The 24,999-nt window shown below is 67.9% G+C and carries 14 protein-coding genes; 10 read left to right on the forward strand and 4 right to left on the reverse strand.

Annotation, left to right across the window (positions count from 1 at the left end):
* Positions 1 to 843: hypothetical protein (locus K2R93_08535; GenBank protein ID MBY0489874.1), on the forward strand; the 843-nt coding region annotated here is incomplete at its 5' end.
* Between the two features lie 117 nt (positions 844 to 960).
* Here K2R93_08535 and K2R93_08540 read toward each other — a convergent pair.
* On the reverse strand, positions 961 to 1,173 hold the full coding sequence (locus K2R93_08540; protein ID MBY0489875.1) for a hypothetical protein: 213 nt from the start codon (positions 1,171 to 1,173) through the stop codon (positions 961 to 963).
* Positions 1,174 to 1,400: 227 nt separating this feature from the next.
* Between K2R93_08540 and lipA the strand changes: the two genes are divergently transcribed.
* The 7 genes from lipA (at position 1,401) to lipB (ending at position 13,632) form a co-directional block, all read left to right on the forward strand.
* Positions 1,401 to 2,288 carry a lipoyl synthase gene (gene lipA, locus K2R93_08545; GenBank protein MBY0489876.1) on the forward strand — a complete coding sequence of 296 codons (888 nt, stop codon included), beginning with the start codon at positions 1,401 to 1,403 and terminating at the stop codon, positions 2,286 to 2,288.
* Positions 2,289 to 2,352: 64 nt separating this feature from the next.
* Complete coding sequence (gene pdhA, locus K2R93_08550; protein ID MBY0489877.1) at positions 2,353 to 3,402, forward strand: pyruvate dehydrogenase (acetyl-transferring) E1 component subunit alpha; 1,050 nt, start codon at positions 2,353 to 2,355, stop codon at positions 3,400 to 3,402.
* A 7-nt stretch (positions 3,403 to 3,409) separates the two neighbouring features.
* Complete coding sequence (locus K2R93_08555) at positions 3,410 to 4,390, forward strand: pyruvate dehydrogenase complex E1 component subunit beta (GenBank protein ID MBY0489878.1); 981 nt, start codon at positions 3,410 to 3,412, stop codon at positions 4,388 to 4,390.
* A gap of 11 nt (positions 4,391 to 4,401) precedes the next feature.
* Positions 4,402 to 5,715: a pyruvate dehydrogenase complex dihydrolipoamide acetyltransferase gene (locus tag K2R93_08560; protein MBY0489879.1), complete on the forward strand. Its 1,314-nt coding sequence runs from the start codon at positions 4,402 to 4,404 to the stop codon at positions 5,713 to 5,715.
* 187 nt (positions 5,716 to 5,902) lie between these two features.
* The gene (locus tag K2R93_08565; protein ID MBY0489880.1) at positions 5,903 to 11,275 is read left to right on the forward strand and encodes a hypothetical protein; all 5,373 of its coding nucleotides are present in this window, start codon (positions 5,903 to 5,905) and stop codon (positions 11,273 to 11,275) included.
* 80 nt (positions 11,276 to 11,355) lie between these two features.
* Complete coding sequence (gene lpdA / locus K2R93_08570; GenBank protein MBY0489881.1) at positions 11,356 to 12,759, forward strand: dihydrolipoyl dehydrogenase; 1,404 nt, start codon at positions 11,356 to 11,358, stop codon at positions 12,757 to 12,759.
* Positions 12,760 to 12,927: 168 nt separating this feature from the next.
* Positions 12,928 to 13,632 carry a lipoyl(octanoyl) transferase LipB gene (gene lipB, locus K2R93_08575; protein MBY0489882.1) on the forward strand — a complete coding sequence of 235 codons (705 nt, stop codon included), beginning with the start codon at positions 12,928 to 12,930 and terminating at the stop codon, positions 13,630 to 13,632.
* A 16-nt stretch (positions 13,633 to 13,648) separates the two neighbouring features.
* On the opposite strand, the gene K2R93_08580 is transcribed toward lipB, so the two are convergent.
* On the reverse strand, positions 13,649 to 14,152 hold the full coding sequence (locus tag K2R93_08580) for a DUF3192 domain-containing protein (protein MBY0489883.1): 504 nt from the start codon (positions 14,150 to 14,152) through the stop codon (positions 13,649 to 13,651).
* A gap of 172 nt (positions 14,153 to 14,324) precedes the next feature.
* Positions 14,325 to 18,128, reverse strand: a complete 3,804-nt coding sequence (locus K2R93_08585; GenBank protein MBY0489884.1) for an Ig-like domain-containing protein — start codon at positions 18,126 to 18,128, stop codon at positions 14,325 to 14,327.
* Between the two features lie 672 nt (positions 18,129 to 18,800).
* On the opposite strand from K2R93_08585, the gene K2R93_08590 reads away from it, so the two are divergent.
* Positions 18,801 to 20,912, forward strand: a complete 2,112-nt coding sequence (locus tag K2R93_08590) for an ATP-dependent helicase (protein ID MBY0489885.1) — start codon at positions 18,801 to 18,803, stop codon at positions 20,910 to 20,912.
* Between the two features lie 70 nt (positions 20,913 to 20,982).
* The gene (locus tag K2R93_08595) at positions 20,983 to 23,820 is read left to right on the forward strand and encodes an insulinase family protein (protein MBY0489886.1); all 2,838 of its coding nucleotides are present in this window, start codon (positions 20,983 to 20,985) and stop codon (positions 23,818 to 23,820) included.
* A 105-nt stretch (positions 23,821 to 23,925) separates the two neighbouring features.
* On the opposite strand, the gene K2R93_08600 is transcribed toward K2R93_08595, so the two are convergent.
* Positions 23,926 to 24,996: an aminopeptidase gene (locus K2R93_08600; protein ID MBY0489887.1), complete on the reverse strand. Its 1,071-nt coding sequence runs from the start codon at positions 24,994 to 24,996 to the stop codon at positions 23,926 to 23,928.
* Positions 24,997 to 24,999: the final 3 nt, after the last annotated feature.

Consider the following 24,999-nt stretch of genomic DNA (forward strand, 5'->3'; position numbering starts at 1 on the left):
CGCCCGGCCAAGCCGCGCCGCGAACGTCCGGAAGCCGGCACGGCATCGGCACCGGCCGAGCCGCGCCCGCCCAAGACACCGCGCCCGGAGCGGCCGGAGCGACCGGCCCGTCCGCGCCGCCAGGAGACGCGTCTCGCGACCGACGCCGATCTGGTGCTGGATGATCCGTTCGCCCCGCCCGCGCCCAAGGTGGACCCGCTGACGCGCGCCCTGGAGTCGCGGTCAGCCGCCGCGGAGTCCAGCACCGAAGCGGCCACGGAGGCGCCGCGGGCCGACGTGCCGGCGACCGAGAGTCGGGACATCGAGCCGCCGCGGGCCACCGCGCCATCGGCCCCGCGTCGGACGGATGGAGACGCGCCCGGAGCCGATGCCGAGGGCGACGACGACGAGTCGGAAGAGGGCAGCGAAGGCGGTGAGGAGACCACCGGCGAGGCCGGCGAACCCCGCCGTCGCCGTCGGCGCAACCGGCGCTCCCGTCGGGGCCGCCGCCGGCGCGAAGGCGCCGAAGGCGCCGAGGGGGCGGAGGGAGCGGAAGGCACCGACGACGCGGAGGGCGCGGCCAGCCACCTCGAAGGCGCGCCCGTGACGTTGCCGCCCGCCGGCGATGAGACGGGTGACGACGACCGTGATGACGGCACCGACGCCGGCGAGGAGGGCGGTGATGAGGCCAGTCAGGCCCGGGCCCGCCGTCGGGGCCGGCGCGGTCGACGTGGCGGCGCCCGCCGTTCGCGGGGCCGCCGTGACCGCGGGCGCGGCGATGGCGAAGGCGGGGGTGACGACGGCGGATCCGAAGGCGGATCGGACGGCGGGGACAGCTCGCCAGCCGGATCGGACGCCGAGTAACCCTCATTCTGCAGTCCCGTATGCCAAGACCCCACCGATCGCCATGGCGACCGGTGGGGTCTTGTCTGATCAGGCGGTGGCCACCCGCCGGCATGACGCCGACGGGCGAGCGACCGATTACTTCCAGAGCTGCTCCACCTTTTCGGCGGTGGCCGGACTGACCAGCCGGAGAACGAAGTAGACCACCGCGCCGATCAGCAGAACCTTGATCGCGGCGCCAAGCAGCCAGAACAGCAGCGAGACCAGCGGCCCGAGCAGGCCGAAGACCAGCTTCAGGGCCACAAGGCCAGCCAGGGCGATCAGGCCAACGGTGAACAGGGTGCGCAGCATGGGGTGCCTCAAAGGATTGGGATACGCGTGTCCCTACGGTAATGCCTGTCCCGAAGTTTCGTCACCCACCTGCGATTCCGGCTATTTTGCGTTTGGGGGTTAGCTTCTGTTTCGGTAACGAGTGCACCGGCATAGCTTCCCCAATCCACGTCCCGGCCACCCCGGGCTCTTGCTGATGCATCAGGTTCCTTATGGCCGACGCGCAGGCGCTACAGCTCGTTCAGATCATGGGTCGCCATCGCCGCGAGGCGCTTCCCGAGCGGAAGCCCTCCTGGCTCAAGGTCAAGGCACCCGGTGGTGAGAACTACATCCGGCTCAAGCACATGATGCGGGAGCTCAAGCTCCACAGCGTCTGTGAAGAGGCCCACTGCCCGAATATTGGCGAGTGTTGGCAGCACGGCACCGCCACGTTCATGATCCTCGGCAGCGTCTGCACGCGGAACTGCGCGTACTGCGCCGTATCCCATGGCCGGCCGCCGGAATACGACATCGAGGAGCCCAGCCGCGTCGCCCAGGCCATCGCCGAGATGAACCTGCGCCACGCCGTCATCACCTCGGTCGACCGCGACGATCTCCCCGACTTTGGCGCCTACATCTTTGCCGAGACCATCCGGCAGATCAAGCAGCGCCTGCCGGGGTGCAGTGTGGAAGTGCTCGTCCCCGACTTTCAGGGCAACGAAGACTCCATCCGCGCCGTGCTCGAGGCGCGACCGGACATCTACAACCACAACACCGAGACGGTCCCCCGCCTGTACAAGAAGGCGCGTCCCGGTGGCCGCTATGAGCGGCTGCTCGAAATCTTCCGTATCGCCAAGCGCCTTGCGCCGGACATCCCCACCAAGACCGGCATCATTCTGGGCCTCGGCGAGACCAACGAGGAAGTCGTGGAGGTCATGAAGGATCTCCGGTCCGTCGACGTCGACATCCTCACGCTCGGGCAGTACCTGCGGCCGAGCGACTCGCACATCGCCCTCGATCGGTACGTCACGCCCGAGGAGTTCCGGTCGCTGTACGAGATCGGGATGGCGATCGGCTTCCGCCACGTCGAAAGCGGACCGCTGGTTCGCTCCAGTTATCACGCCTGGGAGCAGGTGCAGGCCGCCTCGCTCGCGTGACCGGTCGGCGGCGGTGCCCCGCACCGCCACCGGCTGACCCAAGACACTCCCCAACGTTTTGTCCATGCCTCCCAAGAAGAAATCGGACACGCAGGTGTCCGTCAAAACGGAGAGCGCCAGTGCGCCGACTGGCGCCGCGCCACTCGGCGCCGCGCTGAACCGTGAACTGCTGCACTCGATGCTGCTCCAGCGGCGCTTCGAGGAACGGTGCGCCGAGATGTACGCCATCGGCCGCATCGGCGGCTTCTGCCATCTCTACATCGGGCAGGAAGCGGTCTCCACGGGCATCATCTCGCTGCTCCGGTCCGACGACTACATCATCACGACCTACCGGGACCACGGGCAGGCACTCGCGCGGGGGATGACGCCGCGCGCGGTGATGGCCGAACTCTTCGGGCGGCAGGATGGCTGCGCCAAGGGCAAGGGCGGCTCGATGCACATGTTCGACAAGCAGCTCGGCTTCCTGGGCGGCCACGGCATCGTGGGCGGCCACGTGCCGATTGCTGCGGGCGTGGGCTTCGCCATTCGCTACCGCGGCGGCGACCAGGTGATCGCCTGCTTCATGGGCGAATCGGTGGTGAACACCGGCGCCTTCCACGAGGCGCTCAACATGGCGGCGCTCTGGAAGCTGCCATGCGTCTTCATCATCGAGAACAATCGCTACGGCATGGGCACGGCGCTCGAACGCGCGTCGTCCATTCACGACATCTACAAGCGCGGCGCCTCCTACGACATGCCCCGTGAGGTGGTCGACGGACAGGACGTGCTCGAAGTGCGCAAGGCCGCCGAGGCGGCCATCGAGCGCGCGCGCAAGGAGAGCATGCCGACGCTCCTCGAGGTGCGCACCTATCGCTTCATGGGCCACTCGATGTCCGACGCGGTGAGCGGCACCTATCGCACCAAGGAAGAGCTCGAGCAGTACCTCAAGCGCGACCCCATCGTGCTGCACCGCCAGCGCATGGAAGCGGCGGGGGAGATCACCGCCGACGAAGTCACGGCTATGGACGAGGCCATCAAGCAGCTCGTGCAGGACAGCATCGACTTCGCCGAAGCGAGCCCGGAGCTGCCCCTCGAGGCGCTCATGGAAGACATTCTCGTCGAAACCACGAGCTGAGGCGATCATGGCACTCATTACCTACCGTGACGCCCTCAATCAGGCGCTCCGCGAAGAGATGCACCGCGACGATCGCGTCTTCCTGATGGGTGAGGAAGTCGCGGTCTATCAGGGCGCGTACAAGGTGTCGAAGGGGCTGTTGCAGGAGTTCGGCGAGATGCGCGTGGTCGATACACCCATCACCGAGCTCGGATTTGCCGGCGTGGGCGTGGGCGCCGCGATGTCCGGGCTGCGCCCGGTCATCGAGTTCATGACGTGGAACTTCGCGCTGCTCGCGATCGACCAGGTCGTGAACGTCGCGGCCAAGATGCTGTATATGTCCGGCGGCCAGTTCCCCATGCCGATGGTCTTCCGCGGTCCGAATGGCGCCGCCCTGCAGCTCGCGGCGCAGCACTCGCAGGCGTTCGAGTCGTGGCTCGCCCACATCCCCGGCCTCAAGGTCGTGGCACCGGGCACGCCCTACGACGCCAAGGGGCTGCTCAAGGCCGCCATTCGCGATGACAACCCGGTGTGCTTCCTCGAAGGCGAAATGCTGTACAACACGAAGGGCGAAGTGCCCGACGAGGAGTACATCATTCCCCTCGGCAAGGCCGACCTCAAGCGCGAAGGTGACCACGCCTCGATCATCACCCACGGCAAGATGGTGCTGGTGGCGATGCAGGCGGCCGATCAGCTCGCGAAGGAAGGCATTCGCTGCGACGTGGTGGACCTCCGCACCATCCGCCCGATGGATGTGGAGGCGATCACCGCCTCGGTACGCAAGACGAACCGTGCGGTCGTGGTGGAAGAAGGGTGGGAAGTGTGCGGCGTGGGCGCGCAGGTGGTGGACTACGTGCAGCGCCACTGCTTTGACGATCTCGACGCGCCGATCCTGCGCGTGCATCAGGCCGAAGCGCCGATGCCGTATACGAAGAGCCTCGAGAAGGCAGCCAAGCCCGATGTCGCCAAGACGATCGCGGCGATCAAACAGGTTCTCTACCTCGACTGAGTGAGCGACGCATGGCGACCAAGGTGATGATGGAGGCGCTCTCGCCCACGATGGAGGAAGGGCGCCTGGTGAAGTGGGTGAAGAACGTCGGCGACGCGGTGAAGAGCGGCGATACGCTGGCGGAAGTGGAGACGGACAAGGCGATCATGGAGCTCGTGGCGCGCGGCGATGGCATTCTGCGCGCGCGGCTTGTCGAGGAAGGCACGACGGCACCGATCGGGCAGGTCATCGGTGTGGTGGCGGCGGCCGACGAGGATATCTCGGCGTTCACCGGCGGTAGCGCGGCGGCGCAGCGCGAGAGCGCGGAGGTGAAGGTGAGCGCGGCGGACGCCGCGCCTGTCGCTCTCGCGGAGACGGCGGGCGCCGGCGCGCCGCCGGCCGCGGAGGCATCTGCGCCAAGCGGCTCGACCAAGTCGTCGCCGTTGGCCCGCCGCATGGCCGCCGAGAAGGGCGTGGACATCACGCGCATCCCCGGCAGCGGACCGAACGGGCGTGTTATCCGACGCGACGTGGAAGCCGCCTCCGCGTCCAGCGCCGCGCCGTCAGGCGCCAGCGCCTCCGCGAATGTCATGAGCGCGGCGTCAGCCGCGCCCTCCATCGCCTCCGCGCCCTCGTCAGTGGCGACAGCGATGACCTTTGACGGTGAGTGGAAGGATGTGCCACTGACCCAGATGCGGAAGACGATCGCCCGCCGTCTCTCCGAATCCATCGGCCCGATTCCCACGTTCTACCTCACGTCGGAAATCGACATGACGAACGTGGCCAAGCTGCGTGAGCAGATGGTGGCCGCGGGCGATCAGTTCAAGGTGTCGGTCAACGACATCATCATCAAAGCCGTCGCGATCGCGCTCACGCGTCATCCGGAAGTGAACGCGCACTGGCTCAACGATCACATCCGCTACTTCAGTGCGGCGCATGTCGGCATGGCCGTGGCGACCGATGATGGCCTCATCGTGCCGGTCATCCGCAATGCGCACACGAAGGGGCTTGGCGCGATCGGCAAGGAAGCGAAGGAGCTCGCCAAGCGGGCGCGCGAACGGAAGCTCCAGCCCGCCGAGTTCACCGGCGGCACGTTCTCCGTGTCCAACCTCGGCATGTTCGGGATCGATCAGTTCACCGCGATCATCAACCCGCCCGAGGCCGCGATCCTCGCCGTGGGCGCGACCGAGACCAAGCCGGTGTGGGAGAACGGGCAGTTCGTGCCGCGGCAGCGGATGCGCGTCACGCTGAGCTGCGACCATCGCGTCATCGATGGCGCCGTGGGCGCGAAGTTCCTGCAGACGCTGCGGCAGCTGCTCGAAGCCCCCATGATGATGCTCTTCTAGCCCTCGGAAAGAGCGGCCTCAACCAGAGAAAACGTCGAACGTTTTCAGACGGGTGATAGCCGTCACATCGTGGTGGCATAGATTATCAATTCGGTGTGTCCGACATCATGATCGGATCGTCTGCGGAGTGGACCCCAACCGGCCACTCCGCATGCGTTTTGTACCCCCCGCAATTTCCAGATTCGTGATGGCTCGGCGGCCCCGCTGGAGCGCGATGACGCGCACAGGCTGGTTGGTGCTCACCGGCATGGCGCTCGCCGCCTGCGGGGGCACGGCTGACGCGCCGACCTCATCGACGACCGAGCCGCCCATCAATCCGGCGCCGGTCACGCCGGGACTGCTGGGGCTCACGATCACGGGGCTGCCCGCGGGGACCTCCGCCGACGTGTCGGTGGTGGGCGCCAACGCGGCCGCCTTCTCGCGCACGGCCACCGGGAGCATTGGCTGGACCGATGTCCCGCCCGGGCGCTACACGATCACGGTGCGCCCGGTTCGCGCCGCGAATGGCCTCTTTGCCGCCACGCCGTCCACGCAGGCCGTGACGGTCACCGCCGCCGGCGCGGCCACGGTGACCATCGCCTACAAGCCGCAGCCGTCGGTGCTCGCGCTGACGGTGTCGGGCCTCCCCGGTGGCGCCGCGGCGGCCGTCTCGGTCACGCCGCCGCGCGGGACCGCCACGGCGGTCACGCAGTCCGCCGTCCTCTCAGCGCCGGCGCAGGATGGCGCCGACGCTACGCCCGATCGCTGGCAGCTGGCGGCGCAGGATGTGCTCAGCGGCGGCACGCGCTTCATCGCCACGCCCACCGCCCTGGATACCACGGTTTCCCTGGGCGACACCGCCCGCGTGGCGGTCCGCTACGGCATCGGCAGCGGCGCCATCGCCGTCGCGATCGGCGGGTTGCCGACGGGCGTGAACGCCGACGCCACCCTGATCGCCCCCGATAACACCACCCGCCCCGTCACCGGGACCACGACGATCACCGGGCTCGCCGCCGGGCGCTACAAGCTCGCCGCGCGCCCGTTCGCGCACGCGGGGCTCACCTTCGCGCCCTCGGCCGACACCCTGCTGCTCGACGTGGCGCTCTCGCTCGTCGCCACGCCGGCCAACCTCACCTATGTCGCGCAGGCCGGCCGTCTCGCGCTGACGGTGAATGGCGTCCCCAATGGGGCCACGGCGGCGCTCACGCTGACGGGCCCCAGCGGATCGCGCGCCATCAGCAGCACCACGACCCTCGACTCGCTCGCGGCCGGGAGCTACACCCTCACCGCCGCCGCCATCACGAGCGGCGCTGATCGCTTTGCGCCCACACCCGCCTCGCAGCCCCTCACGATCACGGTGGGCGGGACCGCCGCCGCCAGCGTGACCTATGCGCTCGCCAGCACGGTGGTGGACGTGGCCGTCTCGGGGCTCCCCGATGGCGTGGCCGCGGCGATCGCGCTCACGAACCCGGGCGGCAATACGATCCCGCTCACGGCCTCCACGAGCATCAATCAGGCGGCGATCGGTCGCTGGCGCTTGATCGCCTCTGACGTTGAGGCCGGCGGCGCGACCTATTCGCCGACGCCGACCAGCTACGACCAGACGGTCGCCGCCGGTGAACGCCTCGCGCTGCCCGTCCAGTACGCCGTCTCCACCGGCTCCATCGCCCTCGTGGTGAGCGGTCTCCCGACCGGCGCCAACGGCGCGGTCACGGTGACTGGCCCGCGCAACTACCGCAATGTGGTCACGAGCACGACCACGCTCACGAATCTTCCGCCGGGCACCTATACCGTGACCGCGGCGAGTGTGACCATCAACGGCAATGCCTGGAATCCGGCGCCGGTCTCCCAAACGGTGTCGGTGAGCAAGTCGCTCGTGGCCGCACCGGCCACGGTGTCGTACACGTTGGGCACGGGCGCACTCGCGCTCACCGTGAACGGCATCGCCGCCGGCAGTGCGAACGTCACGGTCACCGGTCCGAACGGGTTCACGCAGACCGTCACGGGCTCCACGACGCTCTCGGCGCTGCTCCCGGGCACCTATACCGTGAGCGCGGCCAGCGTCACCAGCGGTGGCAACACCTTCACCGCGGCCCCGGCCTCGCAGACGGTGTCGATCACGTCGTCGGGCACGCCGGTGGCGGCCAGCGTGACCTACACGCAAACGACGGGCATGCTCGCGCTCGCGATCACGGGGCTGCCCGGTGGCGCGAGCGGCAGCGTCACCGTCACCGGCCCCGGCGCCTTCACGCGCACGCTGACGAGCACCACCACGCTGACCGGACTCGCGCCGGGCACCTACACGGTGAGCGCCGCCAACGTCACGATCACCGGGAACGTGTGGTCGCCCACGCCGGCCTCGCAGACGGTGTCGGTCACGGCCACCGCGGTGGCCGCGCCGGCGACGGTCGCGTACGCGCAGAACCCCGGCGGGCTCGCGCTCACGGTCAGCGGTCTGCCGAGTGCGTCCGCGGCCATCACCGTTACCGGGCCGAACAGCTTCAGTCAGGCCGTGACGGCCAGTACGACCCTCACGAATCTCTCGGCGGGCACATACACGATCACCGCCGCCAGCGTCACGCTGTCGAGCAACGTGTACGCGCCGAACCTGACGACGCAAACGGTCACCGTCAGTGGCGGTGCCACCGCCACGGCGAGCGTGACCTACAGCATCACCACCGGGTCGCTCGCGATCACCGTGAACGGCGTGCCCGGTGGCAGCACCGGCAACATCACGGTGACGGGCCCCGCGGGCTTCTCGCGCAGCGTCACGGCCACGACCACGCTGACCACGCTGACGCCCGGCACCTACACCGTGAGCGCCGCGTCGATCACGAACGCCGGAAATACCTTCGCCGCCACGGTGCCGTCTCAGACGGTGACCGTCAGCGCGTCCGTCACGGCGGCGACGGCCACCGTGACCTATGCGCAGACCACCGGGTCGCTCGCGCTGGCCATCACGGGGCTCCCCGGCGGCGCGAGCGGGGCCGTCACGATCACCGGCCCCGGTGCGTACTCGCAGAGCTTCACCGCCACCACCACGCTCACCGGTCTCGCGCCGGGGACGTACACGGTGGCCGCGTCGAACGTGACCATCACCGGCAACGTGTGGTCGGCAGCGCCCGCCTCGCAGACGGTGACCGTCACGACGTCCGCCGTCGCGGCGCCCGCGACCGTCACCTATGCGCAGAACCCCGGGTCGCTCGCGCTCACGGTGAGCGGCTTGCCGAGTGCGTCGGCGGCGATCACGGTGACGGGCCCCAACAGCTACAGCCAGGCGGTCACGGCCACGACCACGTTGTCCAATCTGTCGGCGGGCACGTATACGATCACCGCGAGCAATGTGACGCTCTCCGGGAACGTCTACGCGCCGGGGGTCACGTCGCAGACGGTCACGATCAATGGTGGCGCGACGACCAATGCCTCGGTCGCGTATAGCATCACCACCGGCTCGCTCACGATCACGGTGAGTGGCGTACCCGGCGGCAGCACCGGCAACCTGACGGTGACCGGCCCCAATGCGTTCAGCCGCGCCGTGACCGCCACGACGACACTGACCACGCTCACGCCGGGCACGTACACGATCGCCGCGGCGTCGATTACGAACGCCGGCAACACCTTCGCGCCGACGCCGTCATCGCAGACGGTGACCGTCACGGCGTCCGCGACGGCGGCAACGGCCACCGTCACGTATGCGCAGACCACCGGCTCCATTGCGCTGGCGGTCACCGGGCTCCCGGGTGGCGCGAGCGGCGCCGTGACGATCACCGGACCGAGCGCGTACTCGCAGAACTTCACGGCGACGACCACCATCACCGGCCTCGTGCCGGGCACCTACACGGTGGCGGCGTCCAATGTGACGGTCACCGGGACCACCTATGCGCCGTCGCCCACGTCGCAGACGGTCACGGTGACGACGTCGGCGGTCGCGGCCGGGGCCACGGTAGCCTATGCGGCGCAGGGTGGTGGCGGCGTGAACTACACGATCAACAACGTCTATCTCACGCAGGCCATCCAGAAGCCCGACGGTACGGTGTCGCTGGTGGCCAATCGCGACGCGCTGCTCCGCGTCTTTGTGGTCGCGAACGGCGCGAACACCGCGCAGCCGCAGGTGCGCGTACGCATCTACGACGGCGCGACGCTGGTCACCACCACCACGCTCAACGCTCCCGAATCGAGCGTACGCCAGGCGGTGGACGAAGGCACGCTGACCTCCACGTGGAACTACCTCGTGCCGGCGGCCAACGTGAAGACCACGCTACGCGTCCTCGTGGATCTCGATCCGAGTCAGCTCGTTGCAGATGCCGATCGGAACGACAACATCTGGCCGAGCACCGGCACGCCCAAGACGATCACCGTCGTGACGGCCCCGACCTTCACCGTGCGCTTCGTGCCCGTCACGGTGGGGAGTCTCACGGGCAACGTGAGCGCCGGGAACAAGGACCAGTTCCTCACAACCAGCCGGCGCATCTGGCCGCTGCAGAATATCGTGTCGGACGTGCGCGCGCCGTTCACGTCGAGCGCGACCGATCTGCAGTCGAACGACGGCAACGGCCAGTGGCTCACGGTGCTCAGCGAAATGAACACACTGCGCAGCACCGACGGCGCGCCGTCCACGATGCACTACTACGGCGTCGTGAAGGTGAACTACACGAGCGGTGTGGCCGGCTACGGCTACGTGCCCGGTCGTGCCGCCATGGGGTGGGACTATCTCCCGAGTGGTGATGGCGTGGCCGCGCACGAGTGGGGGCACAACTTTTCGCGCCAGCACGCACCGTGTGGCACCACGGGTGACCCCAACTATCCGTACGCCGGGGCCATCATCAATTTCTGGGGCTGGAACCCGACCACGAACACGCTCGTGTCGCCCAATGCGACCGACGTCATGAGCTACTGCAGCAACAACTGGGTGAGCGACTACAACTGGACGGCGGTGCTCAACTACCGCGCGACCAGTGGGCTGCAGGCGGGCGCGCTGCAGGCCGGCACGGCCACAGGCCCGCAGGATGGTCTGCTGGTGTGGGGACGGGTCGTGAATGGCGCCATTCAGCTCGAGCCGGCCTTCCGCGTCACCGCGCCGATCACCCCGGCCGCCACGCGCCCCACGCATCGCCTGGACCTGCTCGATGCCGCGGGCTCAACCCTGCTGCAGCTGCCGATCGAGGCATCGCTGGTGGACCACGTGGAAGGGCGTGAGGAGCGGCAGTTCGCCGTCGTCGTCCCCTACTCGGCGGCCGTGGCCGATCGCCTCGAGCAGATTCGCGTAGCCGATCAGCGCTCACCGCTCCGGTCGGTGGCCCGCCGCGCCACCTTCCCCTCGCCGTCCGCGGCCCGTGAGGCGGGGGTGCAGCTCCGCGCCGCCGACGTCGAACCGGGCGAGTCGCTGGTGGCCGACGGCCCCGCCAAGGTGCGGGTGTCGTGGAGCAACCCGAACTATGGCATGGCCATGGTGCGGGACGCGGTCACCGGACAGATCATGGGCTATGTGCGCCGTCAGGGCGCGACCGTGAACACCGGCGGCCGCCGCGTGGACGTCGTCTTCTCCGACGGCGTACGCAGCGTGGTGAAGGGGCGCCAGTAAGCGCCCCGAAGGCACTCCCACGGATGGGGGTTGGTTGGTACAGCGGTTAGATTTCCGCTTCCACCAACCAATCCCGATCCATGGCTGCTTTCGACGTCATCGTCCTCGGCGGTGGTCCCGCCGGTTACGTGTGTGCCATTCGCTGTGCCCAGCTGGGGCTGCAGACCGCCGTCATCGAGCGCGAAGCGCTGGGCGGCACCTGTGTGCTCTGGGGGTGCATCCCCGCCAAGTCCCTGCTGGAAAGCGCGGGGCTCGCGCAGAAGCTCGCCAAGGCGAGCGAGCACGGCATCACCATCGATGGCATCACCCTCGATTTCGGCCCCGCCATGAAGCGGTCGCGCTCGGTGAGCGCCCAGAACTCGAAGGGCGTCGAGTTCCTGCTCAAGAAGCACAAGGTCACGCACATCAAGGGCGAAGGTACGATCGAGAAGGGCAAGAAGGTCACGGTCACCGGCGCCGACGGCAAGAAGGAAACGCACGAGGCCAAGAAGGCCGTGGTGATTGCCACCGGTTCGCGCGTGAAGGGGCTACCGCAGATCGGGCTCGAGCTCGACAAGAACGTCGTGCTCTCGAGCGATGATGTCCTCGTGGCCGAGAAGGCGCCCGCCAGCATGGCGGTGATCGGTGCCGGCGCGGTGGGCTGCGAGTTTGCCGATGTGTTCAGCTCATTCGGCACGATGGTCTCGCTCATCGAGGTGCTGCCCAACATCCTCCCGATCGAAGACGCCGACTGCAGCGCCGAACTGGCGAAGGCGTTCAAGAAGCGGAAGATCGACGTACTCACCGGCGCCAAGATCTCGAATGTGAAGGTCACCAAGACCGGCGCCTCGATGACCGTGGAAGCGGGCGGACAGACGCAACAGCTCGAGGTGGAGAAGGTGCTGGTCGCCGCCGGACGCGCACCGAACGTCGAGAAGATCGGCCTCGAGGCGGTGGGCATCGCCAAGACCGAGCGCGGCTTCGTGAAGATCAACGAGAAGTTCGAGACGAGCGTCCCGGGCTACTACGCCATCGGTGACGTGGCCGGCAACCAGATGCTCGCCCACAAGGGCTCACGCGAAGGCCATGTCCTCGCCGATCTCCTGGGCGGGCAGCACGCGCATCTGGTGAACTACAAGAACATCCCCAGCTGCACGTACTGCCATCCGGAAGTGGCCAGCATCGGCCTGACCGAGCAGGCGTGCAAGGAGCAGAAGCTCGACTACAAGGTCGGTAAGTTCCCCTTCAGCGCGAACGGCCGCGCCCGCACGAGCGGCGAGACCGACGGTTTCGTGAAGATCATTCGCGGTGCCAAGTACGGCGAAATCCTCGGCGCGCACATCGTTGGTGCGCACGCGACGGAAATGATTCACGAGCTGGTGGTGGCGCGCGAGAACGAGTTCACGGTGGAAGAGATCGACCTGGCGGTGCACGCGCACCCGACGCTCTCGGAGGCGATTGGGGAGGCGGTGCTGGACTCGCTGGGGAAGATGCTGCACGCGTAAGGCTGCTTGGTACGTTGGACCAGACGCCCTGGATCCTGAACTGATCAGTTTGGGGTTTGGGGTTTTTGGTTTGGGGTTTGGGGTTCACCACACCGAAGTCAGCAATCGGATGTCGGATGCCCGATACCCGATCCCGTGATCCTCACCCCATACTGATCTTTTCTGCCGATGTCCGACCGTCTCCTCGCTCTCCGTGATCTGGGGCTGATGCCCTACGATGACGCGTGGTCTCTGCAAAAGGAGACCGCGCGCCGCCGTATTGCGGGCGAGGAACCGCACGATGTGCTGCTGCTGGTGCAGCATCCGCCGGTCGTGACGCTGGGGCGCAGCACGAAGCCGGGGCATCTGCTGGCCACCGCCGAGGGGCTTGAGGCGGCTGGCGTCGAGCTGCGCGATGTGGAGCGCGGCGGCGATGTGACCGTGCACGAGCCGGGGCAGCTGGTGGCTTACCCGATCTTCGACCTCAAGCAGCACACCAAGGACCTGCACTGGTATCTGCGGCAGGTCGAGGAAGCGGTGATCGTGGCGCTGCGCGAGTTCGGGCTCGAGACCACGCGCGTGGCCGGGCTCACGGGCGTGTGGGTGGAGGACGCGCGTGGGCGCCGCAAGCTGGCGAGCATCGGCGTGCATGCTCGCGACTGGGTGACCTGGCATGGGGTCGCGCTCAACGTCGAGAACACGCTGGCGACGTTCGCGCACACGGTGCCGTGTGGGATCGATGGGGTGGAAATGACCACGGTGGCCCGGGAGCTCGCGCTCCTGGGCCACCGTTCGGTGCCTTCGCTGGCTGATGTGGCCGGCGCGGTGGCGCGCGGCTTTGCGCAGGTCTTTCGGCTGACCGTCAGCGACGAGACGCGGGCGATCGAGGCGTAGGCCTGCGTCGGGCTGCTTAGGCCTTCGGACCGGCCGGCTTCGCGGCGGAGTCCGTCTTGGTCGGGGCCGGGACCGGGGTCCCCTTCACCGGGGCCGTATCGCGCGGGGTGACGTTGGCCGGAAGGTTGTAGCTCTTCATGGCCTTCTTGTAGGCTTTCCAGCCCCACCCTTCGACTTTCTTGTCCACCACGACCACCGGCGTTTCGGTGTCCTGGTAGAGCGGCTCGGCGACGTTCCCCGGCTGCTCGCGATAGTAGACCACCTGGATGTTCTTGCCGTTGACCAGGTAGATCGAGCGCCGGAAGCCATGGTCGAGGCGTGCGCTATCGGCAGCGAAGGTGGCCGTAAGCGGGCCGGTGCCCATGATCGGGTAGATCGAATCCTGCGCCATGCCCTCCTTGATGGGCTTGAGCTTCTTGGCGCCGACTTCGTCGGGGCCGCAGGCCGTGAGGAGGAGCGCGGCCGCTGCGGTGGTGAACGCGAGAGTCCTGCGAACGAACGAGCGAGTGATCATAGCCATATGGTCAGGCGCCGTGAGGCGCGATGGGACAAAGCGAAACGTCGGCAGTTGGCGCAGATACCCGCGCTGGCGGCCGACGTTTCGAATTCTAGCGAACTCGGGAGCGAAAACGAATCGGGGGAGGCCCCGAAGGACCTCCCCCGATCGTTAGCTCAGATCAAGCGGATCCGGATTACGGAACCGTGACCGTGAAGCTCGTCGAGGCCGAAGCACCGGCGAAGCCGTTGCTCGGAGCGCTGACGGCGTAGACCGTGATGGTCGTCGTCGCGCCGCTGGCCAGGCCAGCCGCCATCGTCGTGGTAACCGCACCCGTGCTCGAGTTGATCGAGCAGGTGGCGATCGCCGTGTTGGCCGAGACGCAGCTGTACACCGCGTTGGCCGGGCTGCCGAAGGCATTGGCAGCCGTGTACGTCGGACCCGACGTGATGGCCGTCGGGCCGCTCACGCCAGCCGCAGCGACGTTGTAATTGGCCGCGAAGCCAAACGTCGGAGCAGCCGCCCACGAGGACGGGGCCGAAGCGAGGATGGCCGAGCCAGCGCCAGCCGTCGTCGCCAGGGCACGACCCTGGCCGTCAACCGTCGTCGCAACCGCGATGATGTTGTTACCAACCTGCGCACCGAGCGTGGCGCCCGTGCAGCCAACCGTCACCGAGTCGCAAGCGGCCGTGGTGAGGCGATAGGTCCAGGTGCGCGTGCCGCCGTTGTCGGCGATGTACACCGGGCCCGCTCCAGCCGCGGACGTGCTCGGCGCGCTCTGGCCGTTGACCGACCCGAGGTAGCGCCAGTTGCCCGAACCAGCCGCCGTGTAGGCGTAGAAGTCAACGCGACCGAACGGCGAGTTGATCTGGTTCGAGTTGGCCGTGACCACAGCCTTCACACCGTTCGCCGGCGCGTTCCACTGCGCGGCGTCGGTACCCATCGTGAACGCGATGATGTTCGCGCCAGCCGTCTTGGCGTTCCAGCGGGTCGCATCGTCAGCCACGTTGCCGCTAAGCAGCGCGACCGCGTACTGGCCCGTGGCGCCAGCCGTCGACACCAGACCACCGACGTTCGCCACGCGTGCGCCGATCGAGTCCGGACGGAGAACCGTCGGGGTGTTCGAGAGCGTACCGTTGGCGTTCGTGAATTCGATGTTGGTGTAGAACGTCGTACCGGACGTGAACGGCGTACCAACCGTAACGTTGCCGTTCGGGAAGATCACGTTGTTCCAGCGGCCGAACTGGCCGGTGATCACCGCGGCGCTGGCCGACTCCACCGGCGTCGCCGGGAAGATGATCGAGGCTTCCGCCGAAGCGGCCGGGTTCTGCAGGCCGGCGTACGACACGCGGAAGTTCGTGAACCACGCTTCAACCGTTTCGATGAAGTTCGGCGTGAACGCACCCTGCGTCGAAGCCGTGACCGTGCCCGGGAGACCCAGGCCCGTGATGGCGGGCGCCGTGTTGTTGACGAGCGCCTGACGGATCACGCCCGTGCCCGTCGGGAACACGCCCGTGTTGCCGGCGCGGTCCTTGATGGTGACCGAGTACGTGTAGTAACCCTGCGTGCCACCGAGGCCCGAGAGAACGACCGGCGCGATCGGACGGAAGCCGTCCGGAAGCACCGCGCCCGTGAAGGCGGCGGTCGCCATGGTGCAGTTCGGGTTCGTGATGAACGACGAGCCGATGCCGGCCGTCGGAATCGAGCCGACGACGCACGTGCCGGTCGAATTCGTCTGGTTAGCACGGGCGAGGTAGTGGCTGGCCGCACCGGCGTCGAAGCCCGAGCGGTCGTCCAGGGCCTCGGCCGAGAACATCGTGTCAGCCGCCGAGCCGGCGAGCGGGAGCACGCCGTTGTAGATCGTCAGCGAGTCCGACGACGCCGTGTAACGGAGCTGCGGCGGCGTGTTGTCGATGGCGAACGTGCCCGAGTTGGCCGAGGTCGTGCTGTTGCCGAGGCGGTCAGCGCCCGTGGCAGCAACCGTGTACACGCTCTGCGTGAAGTTCGTCGAGCACTCGGGGATCGCACCCGTGCCCGTCGTGCCATCGAACGCAGCCGCAGTCGTGCCGCAGCCCGTGAACGTGAACGTCAGCGTGCCCTGGTTCGTCGCAGTCGTGGCGCTGGCGAAACCGACGCCGACGCCGTCGTTCATCGACGTGTTCGAGCGGAAGCTGTAGTTGCTGGCGATCGAGGCCCACTGGTTGAGCGGAGCCGTGACCGTGAGGCTCGGACCCTGGTAGTCCGCACGGATGCGGCCCGGGATCGTCACCGGCGAACCGTTCAGGTTCGTCGTGGCCGTCCGGAAGGCCGTCACCGCGCCGACCGTCGGGCCCGGGTTCTGCTGGTTGTCAACCGAGGCCGTGACCAGCGGGAGCAGGTCGAGGTCGGTCACACCCGTGTTCGTCGCGCTCGAGCAGCCGAAGAACGTCGTGGCCGTCGTGCCCGAGCCGTACGTGATGCGCCACGGACGGTTGTCCGTGCCCGTCACGAACGTGTAGCTCTGCGCGCCGCAAGGGGCGCCCGCGAGCTGCACCGTCGCGCGGGAGATCGAGCGACCCGGCGTGTAGATGACCGGCGTCACGATGACCGAGCCACGGCCAGCCGTGCCCGGGCCACCGAAGAACGTCAGGTTATCAGCCAGGCGCACGGCCGAGTTCGACGGGGCGCGGTGCCACGCGGCGAAGCCGTCCGTGTTGTTGAAGTTCAGGACGACCTGGTTGTTCGAGGCGGTCGAGCCCGAGCCCGCCGCTTCGTACGAGGCCACGATGATGCTCTGACCGTTCTGGTAGAGCGCCGTCGCCGTGCCCGAGTCGGCCGTGACCGTGAAGTCGGCCGTGTTGATGAAGGCGTTGATCGTGCCCGTCGAGGCACCACCCGCACCGTAGGTCTGACGCGCAGCCGCGTTGGCCGCCGTGCAGGGCGTCGTCGAGGACGGCGCAAGCACGCAGACGTTCGTGGCCGTCACGACCTGGCCACCCACGTCAAGGTTCAGCGCGACCTGGATCTGGCCGTTCACGTTCGAGATGTCGACCGGGTTGTTGGTCTGACCCGTCGTGATGTTGCCGATCGCGATCTGCGCGCGCTGGACGACCGTCACCGGCACCGTGGCCGTGAGCGTCGAGGCCGAGAACGACGACGTCGCGAGCGACGTGGCCGTCACCGTGATCGACGTGGCGCCCGGCGCCACACCCGTCACCACACCCGTCGAGCTGACCGTCGCCACGCCCGGGTTCGCCGAGACGTAGGAGAAGCTCGCCGTCACGCCCGAGGCCGTCGTCGCGGCCGGAACGAGCGTCGCCGTGCCCGCGGGGAGCACCGACACCGAGGCCGGGTTCACCGAGAGCGCCGTGATGCCAGCCGGAAGCGCCGTGACCGTGATGGCCACCTGGCCCGTCACCGTCGCCGTGGTCAGGCCCGTGCCCGAACCCGTCAGCGTCACCGTGATCGTGGCCGTACCCGGGGCCACCGCCGTGACGACACCCGTCGTCGCGTTCACCGTCGCCACCGCCGCGTTGCTCGTCACGAACGAACGCGTGATGGTCGCACCCGTCGCCTGCGTCGTCGGGTTGGCCGTGATCGTCGCCGTGCCACCAACCGTCAGGTTGGCCGCGGCCGGCGTGACCGAGAGGCCGACGATCGCCGGAGCCGGCGCGTTGACCGTGACACCCGCCGACGCGCTCTTGCCCGAGCTCGTCGTGGCCGTCACCGTCGCGTTACCCGGCGCCACCGCCGTGACACGGCACGCGCCGCTGTTCACGGCCACCGTGATCACCGCGCTGCTCGCCGTGCAGCTCGCGAGCGTCGAGTTCGTGCCGCCCACGATCTGGGCAGCCAGCGAGCCCACTTCGCCGACGTTCAGCGAAAGGTTCGCCGGCGACAACGTCACCGTTTCCGGCGTCGTCGTCTGGGTCACCGTGACGTCATCACCGCAAGCACCGAGCACCGTCAGGGCGCTCAGGCTCAGGGCGACGAGCGCCTTGTTCCGAGAGAAGAGTTGCATTCATCCCCCTCTTGCGAGGTTGTGGAGGTCGTTTGCCGTCATGAGGTCGGGATCCTCGACAACAGCGTCAGCGTGGCAGACACTCGCCGAAGTGGCGCGCATCTCATCACCTCAGAAGCACAGCGGACGGGGAGCTCGTCTCGGGGAGCGGCCGATGCGGAGTCCAGCGTCGTATGTCCTGCGTGATGCCCGAACTGCACTGCAGCGCCCGCACACCCAACCGCGGGAGGCCGCAGAACTACTGTGGAACTGTCCTGCCCTCGAAGCGTCACGGTCCAAGCTCCGCTCGACCTCGAGTCCTGCACCACCAGACGAACAGGCCGCGACAACCCTGGCTGGGCTGCCGCGCGCACTCCTCGCCACAATAGCAAGCGCAAAAGGTACGGGTGACCCGCGACACGGTCAAGCGGTCGAGGTTCCCGAATCCTGGCGGCGGCCGTCACAATCTTATGACCGCCCCCTCATTTTACGCACTTTTCCACAGTCGCGCCCGCCTCAGGCCCCCGCCATCGGGTGTTCGATGACACCCGCGGACGGCTCCAGCGCACCCAGACGCACGGAGAAAAGACGGGTACGCCCCGTCACGCGTCACGGGGCGGGCATCCGCCCCACCCTCGCCCCCCCCACCCCGGGGTGACGCTCCGCTGACACGTTCGGGTTATCTTCCCCGCCATGGCCGACCTGCCCCGCGTCCATGTCCCCGTCCCCGCCCGGCGCGTCGTGCCCCCGCCCCCAGCTACGGCCGACGGGCCGGCCCTCAACGCCGCGCAGGCCGAAGCGGCGAGCCATGGGGATAGCCCCCTTCTTATAGTGGCCGGGGCAGGGTCCGGAAAAACCCGCACCCTCATCCACCGCGTCGCCGCCCTCATTCAGCGCGGGGTCCCCCCGGGGCGGATCCTGCTCCTGACCTTCACCCGGCGGGCCGCCCAGGAAATGATCAGCCGCTGCGAGCGGCTCGTCGGCTCGGCGTCCCAGCAGGTCCAGGGAGGCACCTTTCATGGCACGGCCCACCGGCTCCTGCGCCGTTTCGGTCCCGCCGCTGGCCTCCCGGGCGACTTCACGATCCTCGATCAGAGCGACGCCAGCGACCTGATGGGGCTCTCGCGCTCCGCCCTCGGGTACGGCGATCTCAAGAACGCGCCGCGCTCGGCCCCGCGCTTCCCGCGCGCCGAAACGCTCGTGTCGCTCTACTCGCGGCACGTCAACACCAACCGGCCCATCGAGGAACTGCTGCAGGAGCAGTGGCCCCACTTTCTCGCCTGGACCGGCGATATCGAGCGCTGCTTCGGCGACTACGTGCAGCGCAAGACGGCGCGCAATCTGCTCGACTACGACGATCTCCTGCTCTCCTGGGCGCTGCTCCTCGAGCAGGCGCCGAGCATTGCGCACGAGATCCGCGCCCTCTTCGATCATGTGCTGGTCGACGAGTATCAGGATACCAACCCGCTGCAATCGCGCATCCTGCGCGGCCTCTGCACGAGCGGGCGCATTACCGTGGTGGGCGACGATGCCCAGAGCATCTACGCCTTTCGCGGCGCCACGATTCGCAACATCCTCGACTTCCCGCACGAGTTCCCGGGCACGCACATCGTCACGCTGGCGCAGAACTACCGCTCCACCGCGCCCATTCTCGACACGACGAACACGCTCATTGCCCGCAGCACCCAGCGCTATTCCAAGCAGCTGTGGACGACGCGCGAAGGCGGCGAGGCCCCGTGGCTCGTTACGGTGCGCGATGAGACCGCGCAGACGGCCTTCGTGGTGGACCGGCTGCTCGAACTGCACGAGCAGGGGACGCCGCTGCGCGAGATGGCGGTGCTCTTTCGCGCCGGCTATCTCTCGGCCGACCTGGAGATCGAGCTCGCCAATCGCCGGATTCCGTACGAGAAGTGGGGCGGGCTCAAGTTCCTCGAGGCGGCGCACATCAAGGACATGCTCGCCTTCCTGCGCGTGCTCGAGAACCCACGCGACGAGGTGAGCTGGTATCGCCTGCTGCGGCTGCTGCCTGGGGTGGGCGATGCGACCGCGCGCGGCGCCATCGAGTTGCTGGCGCAGCACAACTGGGAGCCCATGGCCCTGGGCGCGCTGCGAGCGCCCGCCCGCGCCCGCCCGGCACTGCAGGGGATGGCGGCCTTGTTCGACGGCATGCGACGGGTGGAGCGGCAGCATGCGCATAGCCCGGCGGAAAGCATTCGCCTCGCCCGCCAGCTTTACGACCCGATTCTGCAGGCCACCTACGACGACGCGCCGCCGCGGCTCGCCGATCTCGACCAGCTTGAGATCATCGCCGCCGGCTACCCCGATCGCGGCACCTTCCTGGCCGCTCTCGCGCTCGAACCGCCCGCGGCCACGCAGGACCTCGCCGTGGGCAGCACCGACGAAGACGACGCCCTCATCCTGTCGACCGTCCACTCGGCGAAGGGCAAGGAGTGGGATGTCGTCTTCGTGATCCACGCCAGCGATGGCGTCTTCCCCATGGGGCGGGCGGCGGGCGATGAGGATCAGGTGGAGGAGGAGCGCCGCCTGATGTACGTCGCCATGACGCGGGCGCGGAACGAGTTGTACGTGACCTATCCCCTCCACAGCTACAGCACCCGTACCGGCGCGGACTTCGCCTACTCCCAGCTGTCCCGTTTTCTTGATGAGGGGGTACGACGCACGATGCAGCGCGTCACGGTGGGTGAGCATCAGCCGCCCGCCCTGCCCGGTCCGCGGGAGGGGGCGGTGATCGAACCCACGGTGGACTTGCGCGCGTTGCTGCGGGGGCGCTTCGGCGCCTCCTGAGTGCCCGCGGTGGCTGTTGCGTGGTCCCTTTCCTCCGTTCGACCGCTTGATCCTTCACCCAATGTCCCGCATGCCCACGTTCTTCCGCGCCGCGCTCGTCGCCAGCCTGCTCCCGGCGCTGCTCCCTGCCCAACGGGCCGCGACGCCCGCCGCGTCCCGCGCCGCCGCCGTGGATACGAACGGCCGAGCGGTCCTGCCGGTGGATCCGGCGGTCCGTATCGGCACGCTCCCCAATGGGCTCAAGTACTACATCCGCCGTAATGCGAAGCCGGAGAAGCGCGCCGAACTCCGCCTCGTCGTGAACGCCGGCTCGATTTTGGAAGAGGAGGATCAGCGCGGTCTCGCGCACTTCATCGAGCACATGGCGTTCAACGGCACGAAGAGCTTCGCCAAGAACGACATCGTGAAGTATCTCGAGTCGATCGGCGTGCGCTTCGGGGCCGACCTGAATGCGTACACGAACTTTGACGAAACCGTGTACATCCTGCCCGTCCCGACCGACGGCGCGGGCATTCTCGACAAGAGCCTGCGGTTCCTGCGCGACGTGGCGAGCGGCATCCTGTTCGACTCCACCGAGGTCGTGGCGGAACGGGGCGTCGTGCTGAGCGAATGGCGCGACGGACTCGGCGCCGGCTCGCGACTGCGCGACAAGCAGTTGCCGGTGATCTTCAAGGGCTCGCGCTACGCCGACCGTCTCACGATCGGTCTGCCGTCGATTCTCGAGAAGGCCAACCCCTCAGCGCTCAAGCGCTACTGGCGCGACTGGTACCGCCCCGATCTCATGGCGGTCGTCGCCGTCGGCGACGCCGATCCCGTAAAGCTGGAGGCGCTCATCCGCGCGAACTTCAGCGGCATTGCGCGCCGTACCGCACCGCGCCCGCGTACCTATGCCGCGGTCCCGCCGCATGACTCCACGCTGGTCTCCATTGCCACCGACAAAGAGCTGACCACGGCCAGTGTGCAGGTGTTGTGGAAGCGTCCGGTGACGGTGTCGCGCACGGTGAAGGCGTATCGTACGCAGCTGGCCGAGCAGCTCTACCAGTCCATTCTCAATCAGCGGTTCAGCGAAATCCGCCTGCGCCCCGACGCGCCCTTCACCGGCGCGGGGAGCGGCAGTGGCCGCTTCGTCCGCAACGCCGAAGTGAGCTCCCTCTCAGCGGGAGCGAAGGACGGCAAGATCCTCGAGACGCTGCAGTCGCTGCTCATCGAGTCGGAGCGCATGCAGCGCTTCGGCGCGCTGCCGGCCGAACTCGAGCGGGCGAAGACGAACCTGCTCCGCAGCTACGAGCAGGCGTACGCCGAACGCGACAAGTCGGAGTCGGCGCAGTACGTGGATGAGTACGTCACGAACTTCCTCGAGCAGGAGCCGATTCCGGGGATCGCATACGAGTTCGCGCTGGCCAAGGCCCTGGTGCCGTCCCTGTCGCTCGCCGATGTGAACGCCGTGGGGCAGTCGCAGAGCGGATCAGCGAACCGCGTGGTGACGATTGCCATGCCGGAACGGGCCGACGCAAAGGTGCCGACGGAGGCGGAGGTCCGGGCGATCTTTGGCAAGGTGCTCGCGACCAGCATCACCCCGTGGACGGAGACGGTGGCCGAAGGAGCACTCGTCCCGTCGGCCCCGGCGCCGGGCAAGATCGTGGCTGAGCGCACCATCGCGGGCCCCGGCATCACGGAGTGGACGCTGTCGAATGGCATTCGCGTGCTCGTGAAGCCGACCGATTTCAACAACGATCAGATCCTGATGACGGCGTGGAGCCCGGGCGGCGGCAGCCTGGTGAGCGATGCCGAGGCGCTGACGGCCGCGCTCGCCCCGTCGATCATTCAGCAGGGCGGCGTCGGCAGTTTCTCGGCGATCGATCTGCGGAAGAAGCTCACCGGCAAAGTGGCGAACGTGTCCGCGCAGATCGGCGATCTGACCGAAGGGCTGTCGGGGAGTGCGTCGCCGCGTGACCTCGAAACGATGCTGCAGCTGGCGTGGCTGCGCGTGACCGCGCCGCGCGCCGATACGGCGCTGTTCAAGGCGTTCTTGCAGCAGTACGAAACGGTCATCAAGAACAAGGACGCCAACCCGCAGCTCGTCTTCCAGGACACGATCCAGATGACGCTGGGGGCGGGACATCCTCGTGTACGTCCGCTCTCGATGGACATGCTCAAGGAGTTCGACCTTGGGCGCATGCTTGCGCTGTACAAGGATCGCTTTGCCGACGTGGGCGACATGACCGTGGTATTCGTGGGCAATGTGGATCTCGCCACGCTCAAGCCCCTCGTGGCGCAGTGGATTGCCACGCTGCCGGCCAGCGGTCGCAAGGAGACGTGGAAGGAAACCGGGCCCAAGCCACTCGCCGGTCAGGTCACGAAGCTGGTGAAGAAGGGGCTCGAGCCGACGAGCTCCACGATCGTGCTGCTGAGTGGCACCGCGCCCTATAGCCGCGAGCAGGCGTATCTGATCTCGTCGCTGGCCGACCTGGCGGAAATGCGGCTCCTCGATCGCCTGCGCGAAGCGCTCGGCGGTACCTACAGCGTGAGTGTGGGCGGCAACCTGTCGCGCCGTCCGCGCGAAGAGTGGCAGTTCAGCATCCAATACGGCTCCTCGCCCGACAAGGCCGAAAGCATGTTTGCGGCGCTGGAGCAGGAGCTCGACTCGCTGCGCCGCGTGCCGCCCTCGGCGGCGGAGCTCGAGCGCGTGAAGGAGCAGCAGCGCCGGGAGTTCGAGGTCCAGCTCAAGCAGAACGGCTACTGGCTGAGCAGCATCCGGACGCGCGCCGAGTACGGCGATCCGCTGGAGACGATGGGCGACTATCTCACGCTGGTGAACGGGCTCACCGCCGAGAAGCTCTTTGCCGCGGCGAAGCAGTACTTGAACGAGACGAACCGGGCGCGGTTCGTGCTGCTGCCGGAGAAGTAGGACGAAAACAGCTCGCACAGAGCGCACGGAGACAGAAGAGGCCACGGGACGCACACGATCGCCCTGTGGCCTCTTCTGTCTTCGTGAGCCCTGTGTGAGCTGTTCCTATCGCTTCGCTGCCTTCACCGAATCCTGATACATGGCAATGACCGCGCGAATGGCCTTCGGCAAGTCCCGTCCATTGGCGACGTACACGGAATCGAAGCGATCCAGTCGATCCGCATAGACGCGACGAGCCATGAGGACGGCGTTGTTGAGCGGGACGCGCTCCACCCAGCCTTTCGGGTAGGTCCGGAGCTGTGGGCCCACCGAGTCCACGAGCCGGCGTCGGGCGCGGCCGTAGATGGTGTCGCGCGCGGCGAGGCGGGCGGCGTGAGCGCTGTCGGGGAGGGCGGTGAAGGCGCTGTCGATCTCGTGGGCGGTGCGCTCCCAGAAGGCGCCGAGGAGCAGATCGTCCTGCCAATCCGCCTCGGCGCGGCGCAGCATGGCGGTATCGCCGCGCGAGCGGAAGAAGTGCTCCGTGGCCCGCCCACCCACGAAGCTGGCGAACGATTCGTTGTAGCTCACCGAGCCCTTCGCAAAGAAGGTGTTGTGCAGCAGCTCATGAAAGATCGTGTTGACGAGCGTCACCGAATCCATCTTGACGGTGGTGCTCACCAGCGGATCGTTGAACCAGCCCAGGGTACTGAAGGCGGATGAGGGGCCCACCGTGACGTCGAAGCCCTGCTCGCGGAGCTCCTGGGCGGTGCGCTGCGCCTCCTTGAAGTCGAAGAAGCCTTTGTACGGAAATCGGCCCACGACCGGAAACCACCACGTTTTGCGCTCCAGGCGGTCGCGGTAGGCGGCGTTGACGACCAATACGAGCGTATCGCGATCGAGCTGCGAGAAGGCCGTGAAGCTCTCGTTGGCTTTGAGGTGGAGCGAATCGGCCGCGTACTGCCGCGCCTGCAGCACCAACGCCAGTTTGGCACGGAGCACCGGATCGGTGTTGTCGCGCGCGACGAGCTGCTGAATCGGCTGCCGCCGTGCGAGGATGCGCGCTTCTTCATATGCGGCCCGGGACAGATAACAGCCCATGGGGGTGAGCCCCAGGAACAGCACCAGCGCCGTCGCCACCAGGGCGCCGGACCGGGCGAAGAACTGCCGAGCTGAGAGCCATCGGGGTATCATTCCCATCCC

This window comes from Gemmatimonadaceae bacterium (genome assembly GCA_019752115.1).
Classification (GTDB): Bacteria; Gemmatimonadota; Gemmatimonadetes; order Gemmatimonadales; family Gemmatimonadaceae; genus Gemmatimonas.

Excerpts from the sequence above, each read along its gene's own strand:
- K2R93_08540 (MBY0489875.1), bottom strand. The coding sequence starts at position 1,173 with ATGCTGCGCACCCTGTTCACCGTTGGCCTGATCGCCCTGGCTGGCCTT.
- lipB (MBY0489882.1), top strand. The coding sequence starts at position 12,928 with ATGTCCGACCGTCTCCTCGCTCTCCGTGATCTGGGGCTGATGCCCTAC.
- K2R93_08580 (MBY0489883.1), bottom strand. The coding sequence starts at position 14,152 with ATGGCTATGATCACTCGCTCGTTCGTTCGCAGGACTCTCGCGTTCACC.
- K2R93_08555 (MBY0489878.1), top strand. The coding sequence starts at position 3,410 with ATGGCACTCATTACCTACCGTGACGCCCTCAATCAGGCGCTCCGCGAA.
- K2R93_08565 (MBY0489880.1), top strand. The coding sequence starts at position 5,903 with ATGGCTCGGCGGCCCCGCTGGAGCGCGATGACGCGCACAGGCTGGTTG.
- K2R93_08590 (MBY0489885.1), top strand. The coding sequence starts at position 18,801 with ATGGCCGACCTGCCCCGCGTCCATGTCCCCGTCCCCGCCCGGCGCGTC.
- K2R93_08600 (MBY0489887.1), bottom strand. The coding sequence starts at position 24,996 with ATGGGAATGATACCCCGATGGCTCTCAGCTCGGCAGTTCTTCGCCCGG.
- lpdA (MBY0489881.1), top strand. The coding sequence starts at position 11,356 with ATGGCTGCTTTCGACGTCATCGTCCTCGGCGGTGGTCCCGCCGGTTAC.
- K2R93_08560 (MBY0489879.1), top strand. The coding sequence starts at position 4,402 with ATGGCGACCAAGGTGATGATGGAGGCGCTCTCGCCCACGATGGAGGAA.
- lipA (MBY0489876.1), top strand. The coding sequence starts at position 1,401 with ATGGGTCGCCATCGCCGCGAGGCGCTTCCCGAGCGGAAGCCCTCCTGG.
- K2R93_08595 (MBY0489886.1), top strand. The coding sequence starts at position 20,983 with ATGCCCACGTTCTTCCGCGCCGCGCTCGTCGCCAGCCTGCTCCCGGCG.
- K2R93_08585 (MBY0489884.1), bottom strand. The coding sequence starts at position 18,128 with ATGCAACTCTTCTCTCGGAACAAGGCGCTCGTCGCCCTGAGCCTGAGC.
- pdhA (MBY0489877.1), top strand. The coding sequence starts at position 2,353 with ATGCCTCCCAAGAAGAAATCGGACACGCAGGTGTCCGTCAAAACGGAG.